Source organism: Microbacterium aquimaris (assembly GCF_039531285.1).
Classification (GTDB): Bacteria; Actinomycetota; Actinomycetes; order Actinomycetales; family Microbacteriaceae; genus Microbacterium; species Microbacterium aquimaris.
Genome location: NZ_BAAAPT010000002.1, coordinates 597,848 through 613,246, shown reverse-complemented (window position 1 = coordinate 613,246; position 15,399 = coordinate 597,848). Strand labels below are relative to the sequence as shown.

Here is a 15,399-nt window from a genome sequence, read left to right as displayed (position 1 = left end):
ATGTCGCGCTCCTCGAAGAACGTGCGCCGGTTCGTCCCGGTCGGTATCGGCATGGCGCTGGTCGTCTTCATGGCGGTGTTGCCGCTCCTCAACCTGTCGCTGCCGGGGATCCTCCCCACCCCCACCTACATGCCGGGCACGCTCGCCCTGCTGTCGCTGTGCATGGTGTTCGCCGCCCTCGCCCTGTCGTACAACCTGCTCCTGGGCACCTCCGGGATGCTCTCGTTCGGGCACGCGCTCTACTTCGGGGCGGGCGCCTACGGCCTCGGCATCGCACTGGAACACCTCGGAGTGCCGTTGTGGCCGGGGGTGTTCATCGCCCTGCTCGGCGGCATGGTGATCGCCCTGGCCACCGGTGCGGTGTCGATGCGGGTCTCCGGCATCCCCTTCGCCATGGTGACCCTCGCCTTCGCGCAGGCGGGGTCGGTGCTCGTGCGTCGAAACTCCGACATCACCGGCGGCGAGGAGGGCCTCAGCTTGAACACCGACTCCGTGCCGGATGCGCTGGTCGGTGTGGTCAACACGCGCAACCTCTATTGGCTCACCCTCGCGATCCTCGTGGTCGTCTACCTGGTCGCCCTGTGGGTCGACAAGAGCCGGCTCGGCCACCTCGCACGCGCCACCCGCGAGAATGAGCAACGCGTGCGGGTGTTGGGGCTGTCGCCGTTCACGGTGCGACTGACGGTCTTCGTCATCGCGGCCGTCCTGGCCAGCCTCGCCGGCGTCGCCTACATGCTCCTGCAGTCGGGCACGGTGCCGCGTGCGGTGTCGGCCGATCTGACCATCACGATCCTCGTCATGGTCGTCCTCGGCGGCGTCGGCTTCCGCTGGGGTGCCATCGTGGGGGGTGTGTTGTACACGCTCCTCGACCAGCGCCTCACCGTGCTCGCCGGATCCGAGGCCGTCGCCGGTCTCCCCGACGTGCTGCGCATCCCGCTGTCCGAGCCGTTGTTCCTGCTCGGTGCGCTGTTCATCCTCGTGGTGATGTTCCTCCCCGGGGGTATCGCCGGAACCGTCGACAAGCTGTTCCGTCGCCGCGGGCCCGGTCACGACGAGAGCACGCTGGAGGAGATCGACGACGCCGCGACCCAGGCGGAGCACCCCGTCGAGGTGCGGGCATGACCACGGTGCCCTCGCTCGAGACGGCGGGAGCGCACACGGTCGGCCGCTGGGTGACCGACCGGGCCGCGCAGTCACCGCACGCGATCGCCATCGACGACCGCGGTGTCACCGTCGACTACGCCACCCTCGCCGGTCGCGCATCCGCCCTCGCCGCCGCCATCCGCGCGGCGGGCTACGGGCCGGGCAGCCGTATCGCGACGATCTCCGGGAACTCCGCCGACCACGTCGTGGCCTTCTTCGGATGCGCGCTGGCCGGCGTCGCGTTCATGCCGCTGTCGTGGCGCCTCACCCCGGGTGAGGCCGGCGACCTCATCCGGCGCAGCGACCCCGACCTGCTTCTGGTCGACGACGAGCACGTCGTGTTGGCGGGTGAGGCGTTGCGTACGGTCGACGACACCCCCGCCACCGTGTTGCTCGGCGCGGGAGGCGTCGAGACCCAGGTGCCGCGCGCCTCCCGGCCCGGTGCGGACCGGTCCGTGGGCGACGACGACCCCCTCCTGGTCATCTTCACCTCCGGTTCGGAAGCGGCACCGAAGGGGGTCGTGCTCACCCACGCCAACTGCTTCTGGAACAACATGGCGCTCGCAGGGGCCCTCCCCCTGACCAGCGCCGACGTCGTGCTGGCGATGCTCCCGCAGTTCCACGTCGCGGCGTGGAACTGCCAGCCGTTGCTGGCGTGGTGGGTGGGCGCGACCGTCGTCCTCGAGCGTGCCTTCCAGCCCGCCCGGGCGCTGCAGCTGCTGGCCCAGCGCAAGGTCACGGCGATGATGGGCGTGCCCACCCAGTACGCGCTGCTCGCCGCAGATCCCGGCTGGGAGGAGGCCGACCTCGATGCGCTCACCCTCGCCCTCGTCGGCGGTGCCACGGTCCCCGGTGATGTGCGTCGACGCTGGGCGGCCCGCGGCGTCGCCCTCACCCAGGGCTACGGACTCACCGAGGCCGGACCCAACGTGCTGTACCTTTCCGAGGCCGACGCGAGGGAGCATCCGGATGCCGTCGGACGCCCCTACCCGCACGTCGACGTCTGCGTGGTCGACCCCGAGACGGGGCTCGAACTGGACGGGGCGGGGATCGGGGAGCTCTGGGTGCGCGGTCCCAGCGTGTTCGCCGGCTACCTCTTCGACGACGCCGCGACCGCACGGGCACGAGCGGGGCAGTGGCTGCGCACCGGTGATCTCGTCCACCGCGACGTCTCCGGGATCCACACGATCGTCGACCGCCTGAAGGACATCTTCATCTCCGGCGGCGAGAACGTCGCGCCCGCCGAGGTCGAACGTGCGCTTGTGGGCCACCCGCTGATCGCCGCCGCGGCCGTCGTCGGTGTCCCCGACCCGGTGTGGGGGGAGCGGGGCGTCGCCTTCTGCGTGGCGGTGCGCGGCACGACCCCGTCCGCCGACGAGGTGATCGCCCACGCCAGGGCGCGCCTGGCGGGGTTCAAGGTCCCGGTCGCGGTCGCTTTCGTGGACGCGTTGCCGACGTCGGCCATCGACAAGATCGCCCGTGCCCGGCTGCGCGATCGCGCCGCACGCCTCGCGGAGGGAGCCTCCCTTGACCACACCCGCTGACGCCGAGCTCGATGCACCGGTCGTCTCCAAGGCGACCGGCCGCCCGCTCACCAAACGCGGCGAGGCCACCCGCCGGCGGCTGCTCGAGGCGGCCGAGCAGGTCTTCGCCGAGCAGGGCTACCACGAGGCGTCGATCGTGAAGATCACCGAGCGTGCCGGCATCGGACTCGGGACCTTCTATCTCTACTTCGACAGCAAACAGGCGGTCTTCGAGGCCCTCGTGATCGACCTCAACAAGCGCGTGCGTCACTCGATGAGCGAGGCCATGATCGGCGCGGCCAGTCGGCTCGAGGCCGAGCGCGCCGGGTTCGCCGGGTTCTTCCGCTTCACCGCCGCGCATCCCGCTCTGTATCGCGTGGTCCGTGAAGCGGAGTTCGTCTCGCCCGAGACCCTGCACCTGCACTACACACGCATCGTCGAGGGCTACGAGGAGGGCCTGCGTGCCGCGCAGCAGGTCGGTGACGTCGATCGACGCCTCGACCCGACGGTCACCGCGTGGGCGCTCATGGGCATGGGGGAACTCATCGGCATGCGCTTCCTATTGTGGGAGCGGGATGCCGACGGTGTGCCCCCCGAAGAACTCGACGCGCACGTGTTCGATGCGATGATGCGCTTCATCGACAACGCCCTCGCCCCCCGAGGTGGAATGGAAGGACCCACGGATGCCTGAACAGACCCTGGCCGGAAAGCGCGCCCTCATCACCGGCGGTGCCAGCGGGATCGGCTTGGCCTGCGCGGAGGCCTTCGCCTCGCGCGGCGCCCACGTGATCATCGTCGACCTCAACGCCGACGCCGCCGCGGAGACCGCGGACCGACTCGGCGGCGAGGCGTGGGCGGTCGATCTCGCCGACACCGCCGCCCTCGACGACGTGCGGCTGGACGCCGACATCCTCGTGAACAACGCCGGTGTCCAGCGGGTCGCGCCGATCACCGACTTCGTCCCCGACGACTTCCGGTTGTTGTTGCGCCTCATGCTCGAGGCGCCGTTCCTGCTCGTGCGCGCCGCGCTGCCCCACATGTACGACAGCGGGTGGGGTCGTGTCATCAACATCTCCAGCGCGCACGGACTGCGCGCGAGCGCCTACAAGTCGGCGTACGTGTCGGCCAAGCACGGCCTCGAGGGGCTGTCGAAGGTCACGGCGCTGGAAGGGGCCGCGCACGGGGTCACGAGCAACTGCATCAACCCGGCGTATGTGCGCACCCCGCTCGTGGAGAAGCAGATCGCCGATCAGGCCCGCGCCCACGGCATCGACGAGTCGGAGGTGGTCGAGAAGATCATGCTCACCGAGACGGCGGTCAAACGCCTCATCGAACCCGACGAGGTCGCCTCGCTCGCCGCGTGGCTGGCCGGCCCCGACGCCGGTATGGTCACCGGTGCCTCCTACACGATGGACGGCGGATGGACGGCCCGATGAGCGCGCAGATCTCCCGCGACGTCGCGGTCGCCGTGCCCGGCGGCACCCTGCACGCCGTGGTGTGGGAACCGGAGGACGCGGCCGAGGACACGCCGACGATCCTCGCGGTGCACGGGGTCACGTCCTCACACCTGGCCTGGGCGTGGGTCGCGCCGCGCCTGCCCGGTGTGCGCGTGATCGCGCCGGATCTGCGCGGGCGCGGACGCAGCAACGCCGTCGAGGGTCCGGCCGGCATGGCCGCGCACGCCGACGACATGGCCCGGCTGCTGGACACCGTCGGCGTGGAACGCGCCACCGTCGCGGGCCACTCCATGGGTGGCTTCGTCTCGGTTGTGTTCGCCCACCGGTACCCGGAGCGCGTGTCGCGACTGGTCCTGGTCGACGGCGGCCTGCCGCTGGCGGTGCCCGCCGGCGATCCGGACGAGATCATGGCCGCCGTCCTCGGCCCCACGGCCGCGCGCTTGTCGATGCGGTTCGACGATGAATCGGCCTACCTCGCGTTCTGGCGTGCGCATCCCGCCTTCACCGGTGCATGGGAGACGCGGCTCGAGGACTACTTCGCGTATGACCTCGTCCCGGCGGCCGACGCCCCCGGGCGGCTGCGCCCCGCCACCAGCCATGCCGTCACCCGCGACGACACCGCGGACATGACCGGCGGAACGACCCTCGGCGCAGCGCTGCGCGCCCTATCCCACCCGACGGTTTTCCTCAGCGTTCCCCGCGGGCTGCAGAACGAGGAACCCGGCCTCTACCCGCCGGCGCACCTGGACACGGTCCTGGCCGCGCACCCCGACATCGAGCATCGTCGCGTCGACGGATTCAACCATTACACGGTGGTGATGTCCGACGCCGGCGCCGACGTGGTCGCGGGCATCCTCCGCGCCGAACTCGCCCTCGTCTGACGCCCTGTCCGGGTCGCGCCCGCGCCTCTTGCGCGTGCGAGAAACCACTTCCGCCGCGAGACGCACCGCAACACGCGGTTTCTCGCGGCGGAAGCGGTGTCTCGCCGGCGATGCGGGGCGGGATGCGGGCGGCGGGGTCACCGGCGGGTGGCGGCGATGCGCGACGTGAGCTGGTGGGCGTGGGCGAGCAGGGTGCGTCCGAGCTCGGGGAGTCGGTCGGGGGAGAAGCGGAACTCCACTCCGGTGAGGCTCAGCGCCCACTGCGGGTGGCCTTCCCTGTCGAACACCGCGGCGCCCATGCCCCAGCTGCCTTCGACGATCAGCCCGGGGTTGACGGCGTACCCGCGTGCGGTCGTCTCCCGCAGTCTCGCGCGCATGCGGTCGGGGGAGTGGCCCTCGCCCCACGCGTCTTCGATCCCCGGGTGGCGTGCGAGGTAGGCGTCCACATCGTGGCGTGGCAGGAACGCGAGGATCGCGATACCCGCGGAGGCCACGCCCAAGGGGAAGCGCACACCCTCCGAGAGCACGAAGGAGCGAATCGGGAAGCTCCCCTCTTCGCGCAACAGACACACGGTCTCATCGCCTCGGCGGACCGACAGGAATGCGCTCTCCTCGGTGCGCACCGCCAGCGATCGCACCACGTCGCGACCGACGGCCGTGATGTCATAGCGCGATGCGGCCACCGAACCCATGAGGTAGAGCTCGGGGCCGGGCATCCAGCGCCCGGTCTGTTCATCGTGGTCCACGAGGCCCTCGTGGCCGAGCGCGGTGAGCAAACGGTGCGTGGTCGGACGGGTCAGATCGGCGCGGCGGGCCAGATCGCCCGCGGAGGCGCCCTCGTCACCGGCGGCCGTGACCAGCCGCAGCAACGCCGCGGCCCGCGCGATCGCCTGGGCGCCGGGAACGGTCACCTTCGTCCGGTTCGCCGCTGAGTTGTCCACCATATGGACGCTACGCCCCGGCTCATCCACATCGCAAGAGCGCGCTGGTGGGGGCGGTGTGTGCGGGGGAGGATGGAGATCACGACGAAGGAGTTCGTGTGATCGACAAGACCTATTCCTCGGCCGCGGCGGCCGTCGCCGACATCCCCGACGGAGCATCGCTCGCGGTCGGCGGATTCGGCCTGTCCGGAAACCCCATCGCCCTCATCGAGGCGTTGCTCGCGCAGGGCACCGGCGACCTCAGCGTCGTCAGCAACAACTGCGGCGTCGACGACTGGGGCCTGGGCGTCCTGCTCCGCGCCAAGCGCATCCGCAAGATGACCTCGTCCTACGTCGGCGAGAACAAGGAGTTCGAGCGGCAGTTCCTCTCGGGCGAGCTCGAGCTCGAACTGACGCCGCAGGGCACCCTGGCCGAGAAGCTGCGCGCCGGCGGGTCCGGCATCGCCGCCTTCTACACCCAGACCGGTGTCGGCACGCAGGTCGCCGAGGGCGGTCTGCCCCGGCGCTACGACGGATCCGGGGGCGTCGCGGTCGCCTCACCCGCGAAAGACGTGCGAACATTCGACGTCCACGGCGAGCCGAAGGAGTTCGTCCTGGAGGAGGCGATCCGCACCGACTTCTCGCTCGTCCACGCGCTGCGCGGAGACCGCCACGGAAACCTCGTGTTCAACAAGGCGGCACGCAACTTCAACCCATTGGCCGCGATGGCCGGGCGCGTGTGCATCGCCCAGGTCGAAGAGCTCGTCGAACCCGGCGACATCGACCCCGACGCGGTGCACCTCCCCGGGGTTTTCGTCCACCGGATCATCGAGGTCGGCACCGACATCGACAAGCGCATCGAACGACGCACCGTCCGCACCGAAGAGGAGGCGTGAGATGGCTCTCACCCGGATCGAGATGGCGGCCCGCGCCGCCCGGGAACTCGCCGACGGCTCCTATGTCAACCTCGGCATCGGCCTGCCGACCCTCGTGCCCAACCATGTGCCCGAAGGGGTCACCGTCGTGCTGCAGTCGGAGAACGGGATCCTCGGGGTCGGTCCCTACCCGACCGAAGACGCCGTCGACCCCGACCTCATCAACGCCGGAAAAGAGACGGTCACCACCCTTCCCGGCACGGCCTTCTTCGACTCGGCCACCAGCTTCGGGATGATCCGCGGCGGGAAGATCGACGCCGCCATCCTCGGTGCCATGCAGGTCTCACGGACCGGGGACCTCGCGAACTGGATGATCCCCGGAAAGATGGTCAAGGGGCCCGGCGGAGCGATGGATCTCGTCCACGGCGCCGGAAAGGTCATCGTGCTCATGGAGCACGTCGCCAAGGACGGGTCGGCGAAGATCGTCGAGGACTGCACGCTGCCGCTGACCGGGCGAGGGGTGGTCGACCGCATCATCACCGACCTCGCCGTCATCGACGTCACCGACGACGGCCTCGTGCTCGTCGAGGTCGCCCCGGGGGTCGAGGTCGACGACGTGATCGCCGCCACCGAGCCACCGCTGTACATCTCGGAGTCGCTCACGGCCGTCGCCGTCGACTCCGTGCCCGAAGGGAGCCGCTCATGACCACCGACGACATCGTCATCGTCGCCGCAGCCCGAACCCCGCAAGGGCGGCTCAAGGGCCGGCTCGCGCCGCTCACGGCCGTGCAGCTCGGCGCGACCGCCATCCGGGGGGCGCTCGAGCGCGGTGGGGTCGCCCCGTCCGCCGTGGACGCCGTGCTCGTCGGCCAGGTGTTGCCGGCCGGAGCGGGGCAGAATCCCGCGCGGCAGGCGGCGATCGCCGCCGGGATCGGCTGGGACGTGCACGCGGCGAGCGTGAACAAGGTGTGCCTGTCGGGGCTGACCGCGGTCATCGACGGCGCCCGCATGCTCGCCCTCGGCGACGCCACGGTGGTCGTGGCCGCCGGTATGGAGTCGATGACCCGGGCACCGCACCTGATGATGGGGTCGCGCTCGGGGTGGACCTACGGGTCGGTCGAGGTGATCGACCACATGGCCCATGACGGACTCACCGACGCCTACGACCAGGAGAGCATGGGGGCCTCCACCGAACGCCACAACGAACGGCTCGGTCTCACGCGCGAAATGCAGGACGCCGTCGCCGCACGGTCGCATCAGCGCGCCGCTGCGGCGCAGCAGGCCGGGGTCTTCGAGCCGGAGATCGTGCCGGTCGAGATCCCCCAGCGCAAGGGCGAGCCGGTCGTGGTCGACACGGACGAGGGGGTGCGCCCGGAGACCACCGTCGACACGCTCGGGGTGCTGCGTCCCGCATTCGCCGAGGGCGGGTCGATCACCGCCGGCAACGCGTCGCAGATCTCCGACGGGGCCTCCGCGGTCGTGATGACCACCCGATCGCACGCCGATGAGAACGGATGGAGGGTCCTGGCCGTCGTCGGTGCCTCGGGCCAGGTCGCCGGTCCCGACAACTCCCTGCACGCCCAGCCGGCCCGGGCCATCGAGAAGGCCTGTGCCCGGCAGGGGATCGCCCCGACCGATCTGGACGTGGTCGAGATCAACGAGGCCTTCGGTGCCGTCGTGGCGCAGTCACAGGCCGAGCTGGGGCTGTCGGACGACGTCGTCAACCCGCACGGCGGCGGTATCGCGATCGGGCATCCGATCGGGGCCTCCGGAAACCGGCTCGTCGTGCACGCGGTGCACGAGTTGCTCCGACGCGGCGGCGGGACGGCCGCCGTCGCGCTGTGCGGCGGCGGTGGTCAGGGCGACGCGCTGATCCTGAGCAGGTGACCCCTGTCGCCTGGGCGAAACACATGCGTATTAGCCTCGAGTCATGCCCAGCGACGACAACCCCGATCTGCTCACGCAGGGTGACCCCGCGGTCGACGACACGGTCAACTTCCGCACGCGCAAATGGGTCAAGCCGGAAGACCTGAACGCCAACGGCAGCCTGTTCGGCGGAAGCCTGTTGCGTTGGATCGACGAAGAAGCGGCCATCTATGCGATCATCCAGCTCGGCAACTACCGAGTGGTGACGAAGTTCATCTCGGAGATCGAATTCCAAGCCTCGGCGAACCAGGGCGACCTCATCGAGATGGGGCTACGCGCGACCCGATTCGGGCGCACGTCGCTGACGATGCGGGCCGTGGTGCGGAACATGATCACGCGCCGGAAGATCCTCACCATCGAGAAGTTGGTGTTCGTCAATCTCGGAGAGGACGGACGGCCCGCTCCGCACGGGTACGACTCGATCACCTACCGACGCGACCGCATGCCCCGGGAGAACCCCGCGACCGGAACGCTCACGCTCCCACGACGCTGACCCTGACGGGACGAACGATCAGTGGCTGCGAGCGAGCCGCTTCTTCATGAGCTTCTCCTCTTTGCCGTGCACGGGGGAGTCCTGTGGGACCGTGTGTCCACGCGCGGCACGACGCGTGTCGACGATGGCGCCGATCGCGAGGGCGAGGGAGATGCCCCAGCTCGCCCACGCCAGCGCGGTGCGCCACGTGAAGGGCTCATCGTTGCGGATGCTTCGCAACAGGGTCATTCCGCCGGTGACGGCGCTGAGGATTCCGGTGCCGAACAGGTACTGGCGCATGGCCCCACGCTATCGCGACCGGAGACCCGGTGTGCGCTCTTGACACCCCGCGATGCCCCCGTCAAGGCGCGGTTTTTCGAAACACGGCGCTGTTAGCCTGAAGGCCCGATCACCGTCAGGAGGACCTGTGACCCAGGCCGAATTCGTCGTCGTCGCCAATCGCCTGCCCGTGGACAAAGCCGGACCGGGGGAGGGGGAGGACGGCTGGCGCCGGTCGCCGGGAGGACTGGTGACCGCGCTGGAGCCGGTCATGAAGGAGACCGACGGCGCGTGGGTGGGATGGCCGGGACAGGCCGATCTGGAGGTCGAGCCTTTCGACTTCGACGGCACCCAGCTCATCCCCGTCGCGCTGAGCGCGGACGAGATCGAGAAGTACTACGAGGGATTCTCCAACGACACCATCTGGCCTCTCTATCACGACGTCATCGCGGCCCCGCGCTACCGACGCGTGTGGTGGGACTCGTACGTGCGCGTCAATCGTCGCTTCGCCGAGGCCGCCGCCAACGCGGTCAAGGAGAACGGCACCGTCTGGGTGCAGGACTATCAGCTGCAGCTGGTCCCGAAGATGCTGCGTGAGATGCGCCCCGACCTGACGATCGGGTATTTCCACCACATTCCATTCCCCGCATACGGCCTGTACTCGCAACTGCCGTGGCGTCGGTTGGTGCTCGAAGGACTCCTGGGCGCCGACGTGATCGGCTTCCAGCGCGTGGCGGATGCGGGCAACTTCGCGCGCGCCGTGCGGCGCCTGTTCCGGTACGAGACGCGCGCCGGCCGCATCACGGTCCCCGGCGAGGACGGCACCGCGCACACCGCGCTCGCGAAGGCGTTCCCGATCTCCATCGCGGCGGAGACCTACATGGAGCTGGCCAAGAAGCCCGAGGTGCAAGCCCGCGCGAAGGAGATCCGCGAGGGGCTCGGCAATCCCAAGGCGATCCTGCTCGGTGTCGACCGGCTCGACTACACCAAGGGCATCCGCCACCGGCTGAAAGCGTTCGGCGAGTTGCTCGAGGACGGCCGGGTCACCGTCGACGACGTCACGCTCGTACAGGTCGCCAGCCCCAGCCGCGAGCGCGTCGAGGCATACGTGCAGTTGCGCGACGAGATCGAGCTGACCGTCGCGCGCATCAACGGCGACCACGACACCTTCGGGCACAGCGCGATCAGATACCTGCACCAGGGGTACCCGCGGGAGGAGATGGTGGCGCTGTTCCTCGCGGCGGACGTCATGCTCGTCACCGCGCTGCGCGACGGGATGAACCTGGTCGCCAAGGAATACGTCGCCACCCGCAACGACAACCGCGGGGTGCTCGTGCTGTCGGAGTTCGCCGGCGCCGCCGATGAACTCGGCTCGGCCCTGAAGGTGAACCCGCACGACATCGACACGTTGAAGGACACGATCATCCAGGCGATCGAGATGCCCGAGGCCGACCAGGCGCGCCGCATGCGGTCGATGCGCAAGCGCGTGTTGGAGCACGACGTGAAGGCATGGTCGGACTCGTTCCTGGCCGCCCTCGACGATGCGCGCGCCGCGAAGGAGAGGGCGACACGATGAGCGACGCCGTCTCGGCCCTGGCCGGCACCGACGTGTTGCTGGTCGCCCTCGACTTCGACGGCACGTTGTCGCCGCTGCACGACGAGCCGATGCAGGCCCGCATGCATCCCGAGGCGCGCACCGCGCTGAACGCCCTCCGGGCGGCGCCGCGCACGACCGTGGCCCTGGTCTCGGGGCGCAGCCTCGGAGACCTCCGCGTGATCGCCGAGCACGACGACACCTCGTCGGTCTGGTTGGCCGGCTCCCACGGCGCCGAGTTCTGGCAGCCCGGCGTCGGCGTCCACGCTTCGGCGGAGGACGCGGTGGACGATGGGCTCCGCGACACGTTGCGCTCCCACGCGGAAGAGGCCACCGCGGGTCTGGAGGGGGTGTTCATCGAGCCGAAGACCTTCGGGTTCGGCGTGCACACGCGCCTGGCCACGCCCGAGGACGCCGAGAAGGCCAACGGGGCCGTCGATGCGATCGTCGCCGCGGAAGCCCCGCATTGGCGGCGCCGGACCGGGCACAACATCGTCGAGTACGCCTTCCGGCATGAAGGCAAGGACTCGGCGGTCGCGCATCTTCGTGAGCTCGTCGGGGCGACCGGTGTGTTGTTCGCCGGCGACGACGTGACCGACGAAGATGCGCTGGCCAGCCTCGGGCCGCACGACCTCGGCGTGCACATCGGAACCCGCCAGACCCACGCGAGTGTCTCCGTCCCCGACATCCCGTCCTTCGCCGCACTCCTGTCGAGGCTCGCCGCCGAACGCACCGCCGGTGTCTAGGAGCCCGTCCTCGGGAATAGACTCGGAGGCATGGCCAACCCCGAGGAATCGATCGACATCAAGCCCCGCAGTCGCGCCGTCACCGACGGCATCGAAGCCACCACCTCACGCGGAATGCTCCGCGCGGTCGGCATGGGCGACGAAGACTGGGACAAGCCCCAGATCGGCATCGCATCGAGCTGGAACGAGATCACCCCGTGCAACCTGAGCCTGGACCGCTTGGCGCAGGGCGCCAAGGAGGGCGTCCACTCCGGGGGCGGCTATCCGCTGCAGTTCGGCACGATCTCGGTTTCGGACGGGATCTCGATGGGTCACGAGGGCATGCACTTCTCGCTGGTCAGCCGTGAGGTCATCGCCGACTCGGTCGAAGCGGTGATCATGGCCGAGCGACTCGACGGCACCGTCCTGCTGGCCGGGTGCGACAAGTCGATCCCCGGCATGATGATGGCCAGTGCCCGGCTCGGGCTGTCGAGCGTCTTCCTCTACGCCGGTTCGACCATGCCCGGCTGGGTCAAACTCAGCGACGGTACCGAGAAGGACGTCACGATCATCGACTCCTTCGAGGGCGTCGGGGCCTGCCGCGCCGGCAAGATGAGCGAGGAGGACCTCAAGCGCATCGAATGCGCCATCGTCCCGGGCGAGGGCGCCTGCGGCGGCATGTACACCGCGAACACGATGGCCTCGGTCGGTGAGGCCCTCGGACTCAGCCTCCCCGGCTCGGCGGCGCCGCCTGCGGCCGACCGTCGCCGCGACTACTACGCGCACCGATCCGGCGAAGCCGTCGTCAACCTGCTGCGGCAGGGGATCACCACCAAAGACATCCTGACCAAGGAGGCGTTCGAGAACGCCATCGCGCTGGTGATGGCCCTCGGCGGCTCGACCAACGCCGTGCTGCACCTGCTGGCCATCGCGCGCGAGGCCGAGGTGGACCTCAGTCTCCACGACTTCAACCGCATCGGCGACAAGACGCCGCACGTGGCCGACATGAAGCCCTTCGGCGAATACGTGATGAACGACGTCGACCGTCACGGCGGCATCCCCGTGGTGATGAAGGCGATGCTGGATGAGGGCCTCATCCACGGGGACGCGCTGACGGTGACCGGCAAGACCGTCGCCGAGAACCTCCGCGACCTCGCCCCCGACCCGATCGACGGTGATGTCATCCACACCTTCGACGACCCGATCCACGCCAGCGGCGGCATCACGATCCTCCACGGCTCGCTCGCCCCCGAGGGTGCCGTGGTCAAAACCGCCGGATTCGACGCGGCGGTCTTCGAAGGTCCCGCCCGTGTGTTCGAGCGCGAGCGCGCCGCCATGGACGCCGTCGCCGCCGGCGACATCGCCCCCGGCACCGTCATCGTCATCCGCTACGAGGGCCCCAAGGGCGGTCCCGGCATGCGCGAGATGCTCGCCATCACGGCCGCCATCAAGGGCGCTGGGCTCGGGAAAGATGTACTACTGTTGACGGACGGCAGATTCTCAGGCGGCACAACCGGCCTGTGCATCGGCCACATAGCACCCGAAGCGGTCGACGCAGGTCCGATCGCCTTCGTGCGCGATGGTGATCTGATACGGGTCGATATCGCAGCCCGCAGTCTCGACCTACTCGTCGACGACGCGGAGCTGGACTCCCGCCGCTCTGGCTGGGAGCCCCTTCCCCCGCGCTACACCCGTGGCGTCCTGGCCAAGTACTCCAAGCTCGTGCGCTCCGCCGCGCACGGCGCCGTCACGGGGTAACGGCCTCAGACACATCTGTTCGTTCTCGACAGAGGAACCACCATGCCTTCAGAAACCGCAGCCGCCGTGCCGCGGCCACCCGCTCGCAGCGCCTCTGCGCCCGTGCTCTCCGGGGCAGAGGCGATGGTCCGCTCGCTGGAGCTGCTCGGGGTCACCGACGTGTTCGGAATCCCCGGCGGTGCGATCATGCACTTCTACGACCCGCTCATGGACGCCAGCAAGCTGCGCCACATCCTCGTGCGCCACGAGCAGGGCGCCGGTCACGCGGCGGAAGGGTACGCCTCGGCCTCCGGGCGTCCCGGTGTCGCCATCGCCACCTCCGGCCCGGGCGCGACCAACCTCGTCACCGCGATCGCCGACGCCTACATGGACTCCGTGCCGCTGGTGTGCATCACCGGGCAGGTGTTCTCGCACCTGATGGGCACCGACGCGTTCCAGGAAGCCGACATCGTCGGCATCACGATGCCGGTCACCAAGCATTCGTTCCTGGTCAAGGACGCCTCGGAGATCCCCGGTGCGATCGCCGCGGCGTTCGAGATCGCCACCACCGGGCGCCCCGGCCCCGTGCTGGTGGACATCACCAAAGACGCACAGCAGGCCGAGGTGCCCTTCGTCTGGCCGCCGAAGTACGACCTGCCCGGATACCGTCCGGTCACCAAGGCCCACGGCAAGCAGATCCAGGCGGCGGCACAGCTGATCGCCGACGCGAAGAAGCCGGTGCTCTACGTCGGCGGCGGTGTCGTCCGCTCCGGCGCCGCCGACGAACTGCGCACCCTCGCCGAGTCGACCGGTGCCCCCGTGGTCACCACGCTCATGGCCCGCGGAGCCTTCCCGGACTCGCATCCGCAACACCTCGGCATGCCGGGCATGCACGGCACCGTGCCCGCCGTGCTGGCGCTCCAGGAGGCAGACCTCCTCATCACCCTCGGTGCACGGTTCGACGATCGCGTCACCGGGAAGGCGGCGCTGTTCGCCCCCGGCGCGAAGGTCATCCACGTCGACATCGACCCCGCCGAGATCTCCAAGATCCGCACTGCGGACGTGCCCATCGTGGGCGATCTGAAGGACGTGCTCGTCGACCTCGACACCGCGTTCCGCGGTGTCGCGAACGGACAGAAGCCCGAGATCGACCAGTGGTGGTCGTTCCTCGACGGGCTGCGCGATGAGTTCCCCCTCGGATTCGCCCCGACCTCCGACGGCCTGCTGTCCCCGCAGCACGTGATCCAGCGCATCGGCGAACTGACCGGTCCGGAGGGCGTGTACGCCGCGGGCGTGGGTCAGCACCAGATGTGGGCTGCGCAGTTCATCCGGTACGAGCGTCCCAACGCCTGGCTCAATTCCGGCGGCGCCGGGACCATGGGATACGCCGTTCCGGCGGCGATGGGGGCGAAGGTCGCCGAACCCGAGCGTCCGGTGTGGGCGATCGACGGTGACGGCTGCTTCCAGATGACCAATCAGGAACTGGCCACCTGCGCGATCAACGGCATTCCGATCAAGGTCGCGGTGATCAACAACTCCTCCCTCGGCATGGTCCGCCAATGGCAGACCCTGTTCTACGACGGGCGTCACTCGAACACCGACCTGAACACCGGGCACGGCACGGTCCGCATCCCGGACTTCGTCACCCTCGCCGAGGCGTACGGTTGCCTCGCGATCCGCGTCGAGAGCGAAGATCAGGTCGACGATGCGATCAAGCTCGCGCTGGAGACCAACGACCGTCCGGTCGTGATCGACTTCGTCGTCAGCGCCGACGCCATGGTGTGGCCGATGGTGCCGCAGGGCGTCAGCAACAGCTACATCCAGTACGCGCGCGAGCACGCGCCGTCGTTCGAAGGGGACGAGTGAC

15 protein-coding genes are annotated in these 15,399 nt (G+C 69.6%); 13 read left to right on the top strand and 2 right to left on the bottom strand.

Annotated features, from left to right (window positions below):
* The 5 genes from ABD204_RS12510 to ABD204_RS12490 are packed head-to-tail and all read left to right on the top strand — an operon-like array spanning position 1 to position 5,004.
* Positions 1-1,122 carry a branched-chain amino acid ABC transporter permease gene (locus tag ABD204_RS12510; protein WP_194424565.1) on the top strand — a complete coding sequence of 374 codons (1,122 nt, stop codon included), beginning with the start codon at positions 1-3 and terminating at the stop codon, positions 1,120-1,122.
* Positions 1,119-2,687: a class I adenylate-forming enzyme family protein gene (locus tag ABD204_RS12505; RefSeq protein WP_194424566.1), complete on the top strand. Its 1,569-nt coding sequence runs from the start codon at positions 1,119-1,121 to the stop codon at positions 2,685-2,687. The genes ABD204_RS12510 and ABD204_RS12505 overlap by 4 nt, the downstream gene beginning before the upstream one ends.
* The gene (locus ABD204_RS12500; protein WP_194424567.1) at positions 2,671-3,357 is read left to right on the top strand and encodes a TetR/AcrR family transcriptional regulator; all 687 of its coding nucleotides are present in this window, start codon (positions 2,671-2,673) and stop codon (positions 3,355-3,357) included. Before ABD204_RS12505 ends, ABD204_RS12500 begins: the two co-directional genes overlap by 17 nt.
* Positions 3,350-4,102, top strand: coding sequence for a 3-hydroxybutyrate dehydrogenase (locus ABD204_RS12495; protein ID WP_194424568.1), 753 nt, complete (start codon positions 3,350-3,352; stop codon positions 4,100-4,102). The genes ABD204_RS12500 and ABD204_RS12495 overlap by 8 nt, the downstream gene beginning before the upstream one ends.
* Positions 4,099-5,004 carry an alpha/beta fold hydrolase gene (locus ABD204_RS12490; protein ID WP_194424569.1) on the top strand — a complete coding sequence of 302 codons (906 nt, stop codon included), beginning with the start codon at positions 4,099-4,101 and terminating at the stop codon, positions 5,002-5,004. Before ABD204_RS12495 ends, ABD204_RS12490 begins: the two co-directional genes overlap by 4 nt.
* Before the next feature lie 137 nt (positions 5,005-5,141).
* On the opposite strand, the gene ABD204_RS12485 is transcribed toward ABD204_RS12490, so the two are convergent.
* The gene (locus ABD204_RS12485) at positions 5,142-5,948 is read right to left on the bottom strand and encodes an IclR family transcriptional regulator (protein WP_194424570.1); all 807 of its coding nucleotides are present in this window, start codon (positions 5,946-5,948) and stop codon (positions 5,142-5,144) included.
* Between the two features lie 95 nt (positions 5,949-6,043).
* Here ABD204_RS12485 and ABD204_RS12480 point away from each other — a divergent pair, with 95 nt between their 5' ends.
* The 4 genes from ABD204_RS12480 to ABD204_RS12465 are packed head-to-tail and all read left to right on the top strand — an operon-like array spanning position 6,044 to position 9,218.
* Complete coding sequence (locus ABD204_RS12480; protein ID WP_194424571.1) at positions 6,044-6,820, top strand: CoA transferase subunit A; 777 nt, start codon at positions 6,044-6,046, stop codon at positions 6,818-6,820.
* A 1-nt stretch (position 6,821) separates the two neighbouring features.
* On the top strand, positions 6,822-7,505 hold the full coding sequence (locus ABD204_RS12475; RefSeq protein WP_194424572.1) for a CoA transferase subunit B: 684 nt from the start codon (positions 6,822-6,824) through the stop codon (positions 7,503-7,505).
* The gene (locus ABD204_RS12470; RefSeq protein ID WP_194424573.1) at positions 7,502-8,686 is read left to right on the top strand and encodes an acetyl-CoA C-acetyltransferase; all 1,185 of its coding nucleotides are present in this window, start codon (positions 7,502-7,504) and stop codon (positions 8,684-8,686) included. The genes ABD204_RS12475 and ABD204_RS12470 overlap by 4 nt, the downstream gene beginning before the upstream one ends.
* Before the next feature lie 43 nt (positions 8,687-8,729).
* Positions 8,730-9,218 (top strand): acyl-CoA thioesterase, encoded by a 489-nt coding sequence (locus ABD204_RS12465; protein ID WP_194424574.1) that lies wholly within the window; start codon positions 8,730-8,732, stop codon positions 9,216-9,218.
* A gap of 18 nt (positions 9,219-9,236) precedes the next feature.
* On the opposite strand, the gene ABD204_RS12460 is transcribed toward ABD204_RS12465, so the two are convergent.
* Positions 9,237-9,497, bottom strand: a complete 261-nt coding sequence (locus ABD204_RS12460) for a hypothetical protein (RefSeq protein WP_194424575.1) — start codon at positions 9,495-9,497, stop codon at positions 9,237-9,239.
* A 127-nt stretch (positions 9,498-9,624) separates the two neighbouring features.
* Here ABD204_RS12460 and ABD204_RS12455 point away from each other — a divergent pair, with 127 nt between their 5' ends.
* The 4 genes from ABD204_RS12455 to ABD204_RS12440 are packed head-to-tail and all read left to right on the top strand — an operon-like array spanning position 9,625 to position 15,398.
* The gene (locus ABD204_RS12455) at positions 9,625-11,052 is read left to right on the top strand and encodes an alpha,alpha-trehalose-phosphate synthase (UDP-forming) (RefSeq protein WP_322597599.1); all 1,428 of its coding nucleotides are present in this window, start codon (positions 9,625-9,627) and stop codon (positions 11,050-11,052) included.
* Positions 11,049-11,816, top strand: coding sequence for a trehalose-phosphatase (otsB, locus tag ABD204_RS12450; protein ID WP_194424577.1), 768 nt, complete (start codon positions 11,049-11,051; stop codon positions 11,814-11,816). The genes ABD204_RS12455 and otsB overlap by 4 nt, the downstream gene beginning before the upstream one ends.
* Before the next feature lie 30 nt (positions 11,817-11,846).
* Complete coding sequence (ilvD, locus tag ABD204_RS12445; RefSeq protein ID WP_194424578.1) at positions 11,847-13,553, top strand: dihydroxy-acid dehydratase; 1,707 nt, start codon at positions 11,847-11,849, stop codon at positions 13,551-13,553.
* Positions 13,554-13,595: 42 nt separating this feature from the next.
* Positions 13,596-15,398 carry an acetolactate synthase large subunit gene (locus ABD204_RS12440; RefSeq protein ID WP_194424579.1) on the top strand — a complete coding sequence of 601 codons (1,803 nt, stop codon included), beginning with the start codon at positions 13,596-13,598 and terminating at the stop codon, positions 15,396-15,398.
* The last annotated feature ends 1 nt before the right edge of the window (position 15,399 follow it).

Excerpts from the sequence above, each read along its gene's own strand:
- ABD204_RS12505 (WP_194424566.1), top strand. The coding sequence starts at position 1,119 with ATGACCACGGTGCCCTCGCTCGAGACGGCGGGAGCGCACACGGTCGGC.
- otsB (WP_194424577.1), top strand. The coding sequence starts at position 11,049 with ATGAGCGACGCCGTCTCGGCCCTGGCCGGCACCGACGTGTTGCTGGTC.
- ABD204_RS12495 (WP_194424568.1), top strand. The coding sequence starts at position 3,350 with ATGCCTGAACAGACCCTGGCCGGAAAGCGCGCCCTCATCACCGGCGGT.
- ABD204_RS12470 (WP_194424573.1), top strand. The coding sequence starts at position 7,502 with ATGACCACCGACGACATCGTCATCGTCGCCGCAGCCCGAACCCCGCAA.
- ABD204_RS12475 (WP_194424572.1), top strand. The coding sequence starts at position 6,822 with ATGGCTCTCACCCGGATCGAGATGGCGGCCCGCGCCGCCCGGGAACTC.
- ABD204_RS12485 (WP_194424570.1), bottom strand. The coding sequence starts at position 5,948 with ATGGTGGACAACTCAGCGGCGAACCGGACGAAGGTGACCGTTCCCGGC.
- ABD204_RS12490 (WP_194424569.1), top strand. The coding sequence starts at position 4,099 with ATGAGCGCGCAGATCTCCCGCGACGTCGCGGTCGCCGTGCCCGGCGGC.
- ABD204_RS12465 (WP_194424574.1), top strand. The coding sequence starts at position 8,730 with ATGCCCAGCGACGACAACCCCGATCTGCTCACGCAGGGTGACCCCGCG.
- ABD204_RS12510 (WP_194424565.1), top strand. The coding sequence starts at position 1 with ATGTCGCGCTCCTCGAAGAACGTGCGCCGGTTCGTCCCGGTCGGTATC.
- ABD204_RS12440 (WP_194424579.1), top strand. The coding sequence starts at position 13,596 with ATGCCTTCAGAAACCGCAGCCGCCGTGCCGCGGCCACCCGCTCGCAGC.
- ilvD (WP_194424578.1), top strand. The coding sequence starts at position 11,847 with ATGGCCAACCCCGAGGAATCGATCGACATCAAGCCCCGCAGTCGCGCC.
- ABD204_RS12460 (WP_194424575.1), bottom strand. The coding sequence starts at position 9,497 with ATGCGCCAGTACCTGTTCGGCACCGGAATCCTCAGCGCCGTCACCGGC.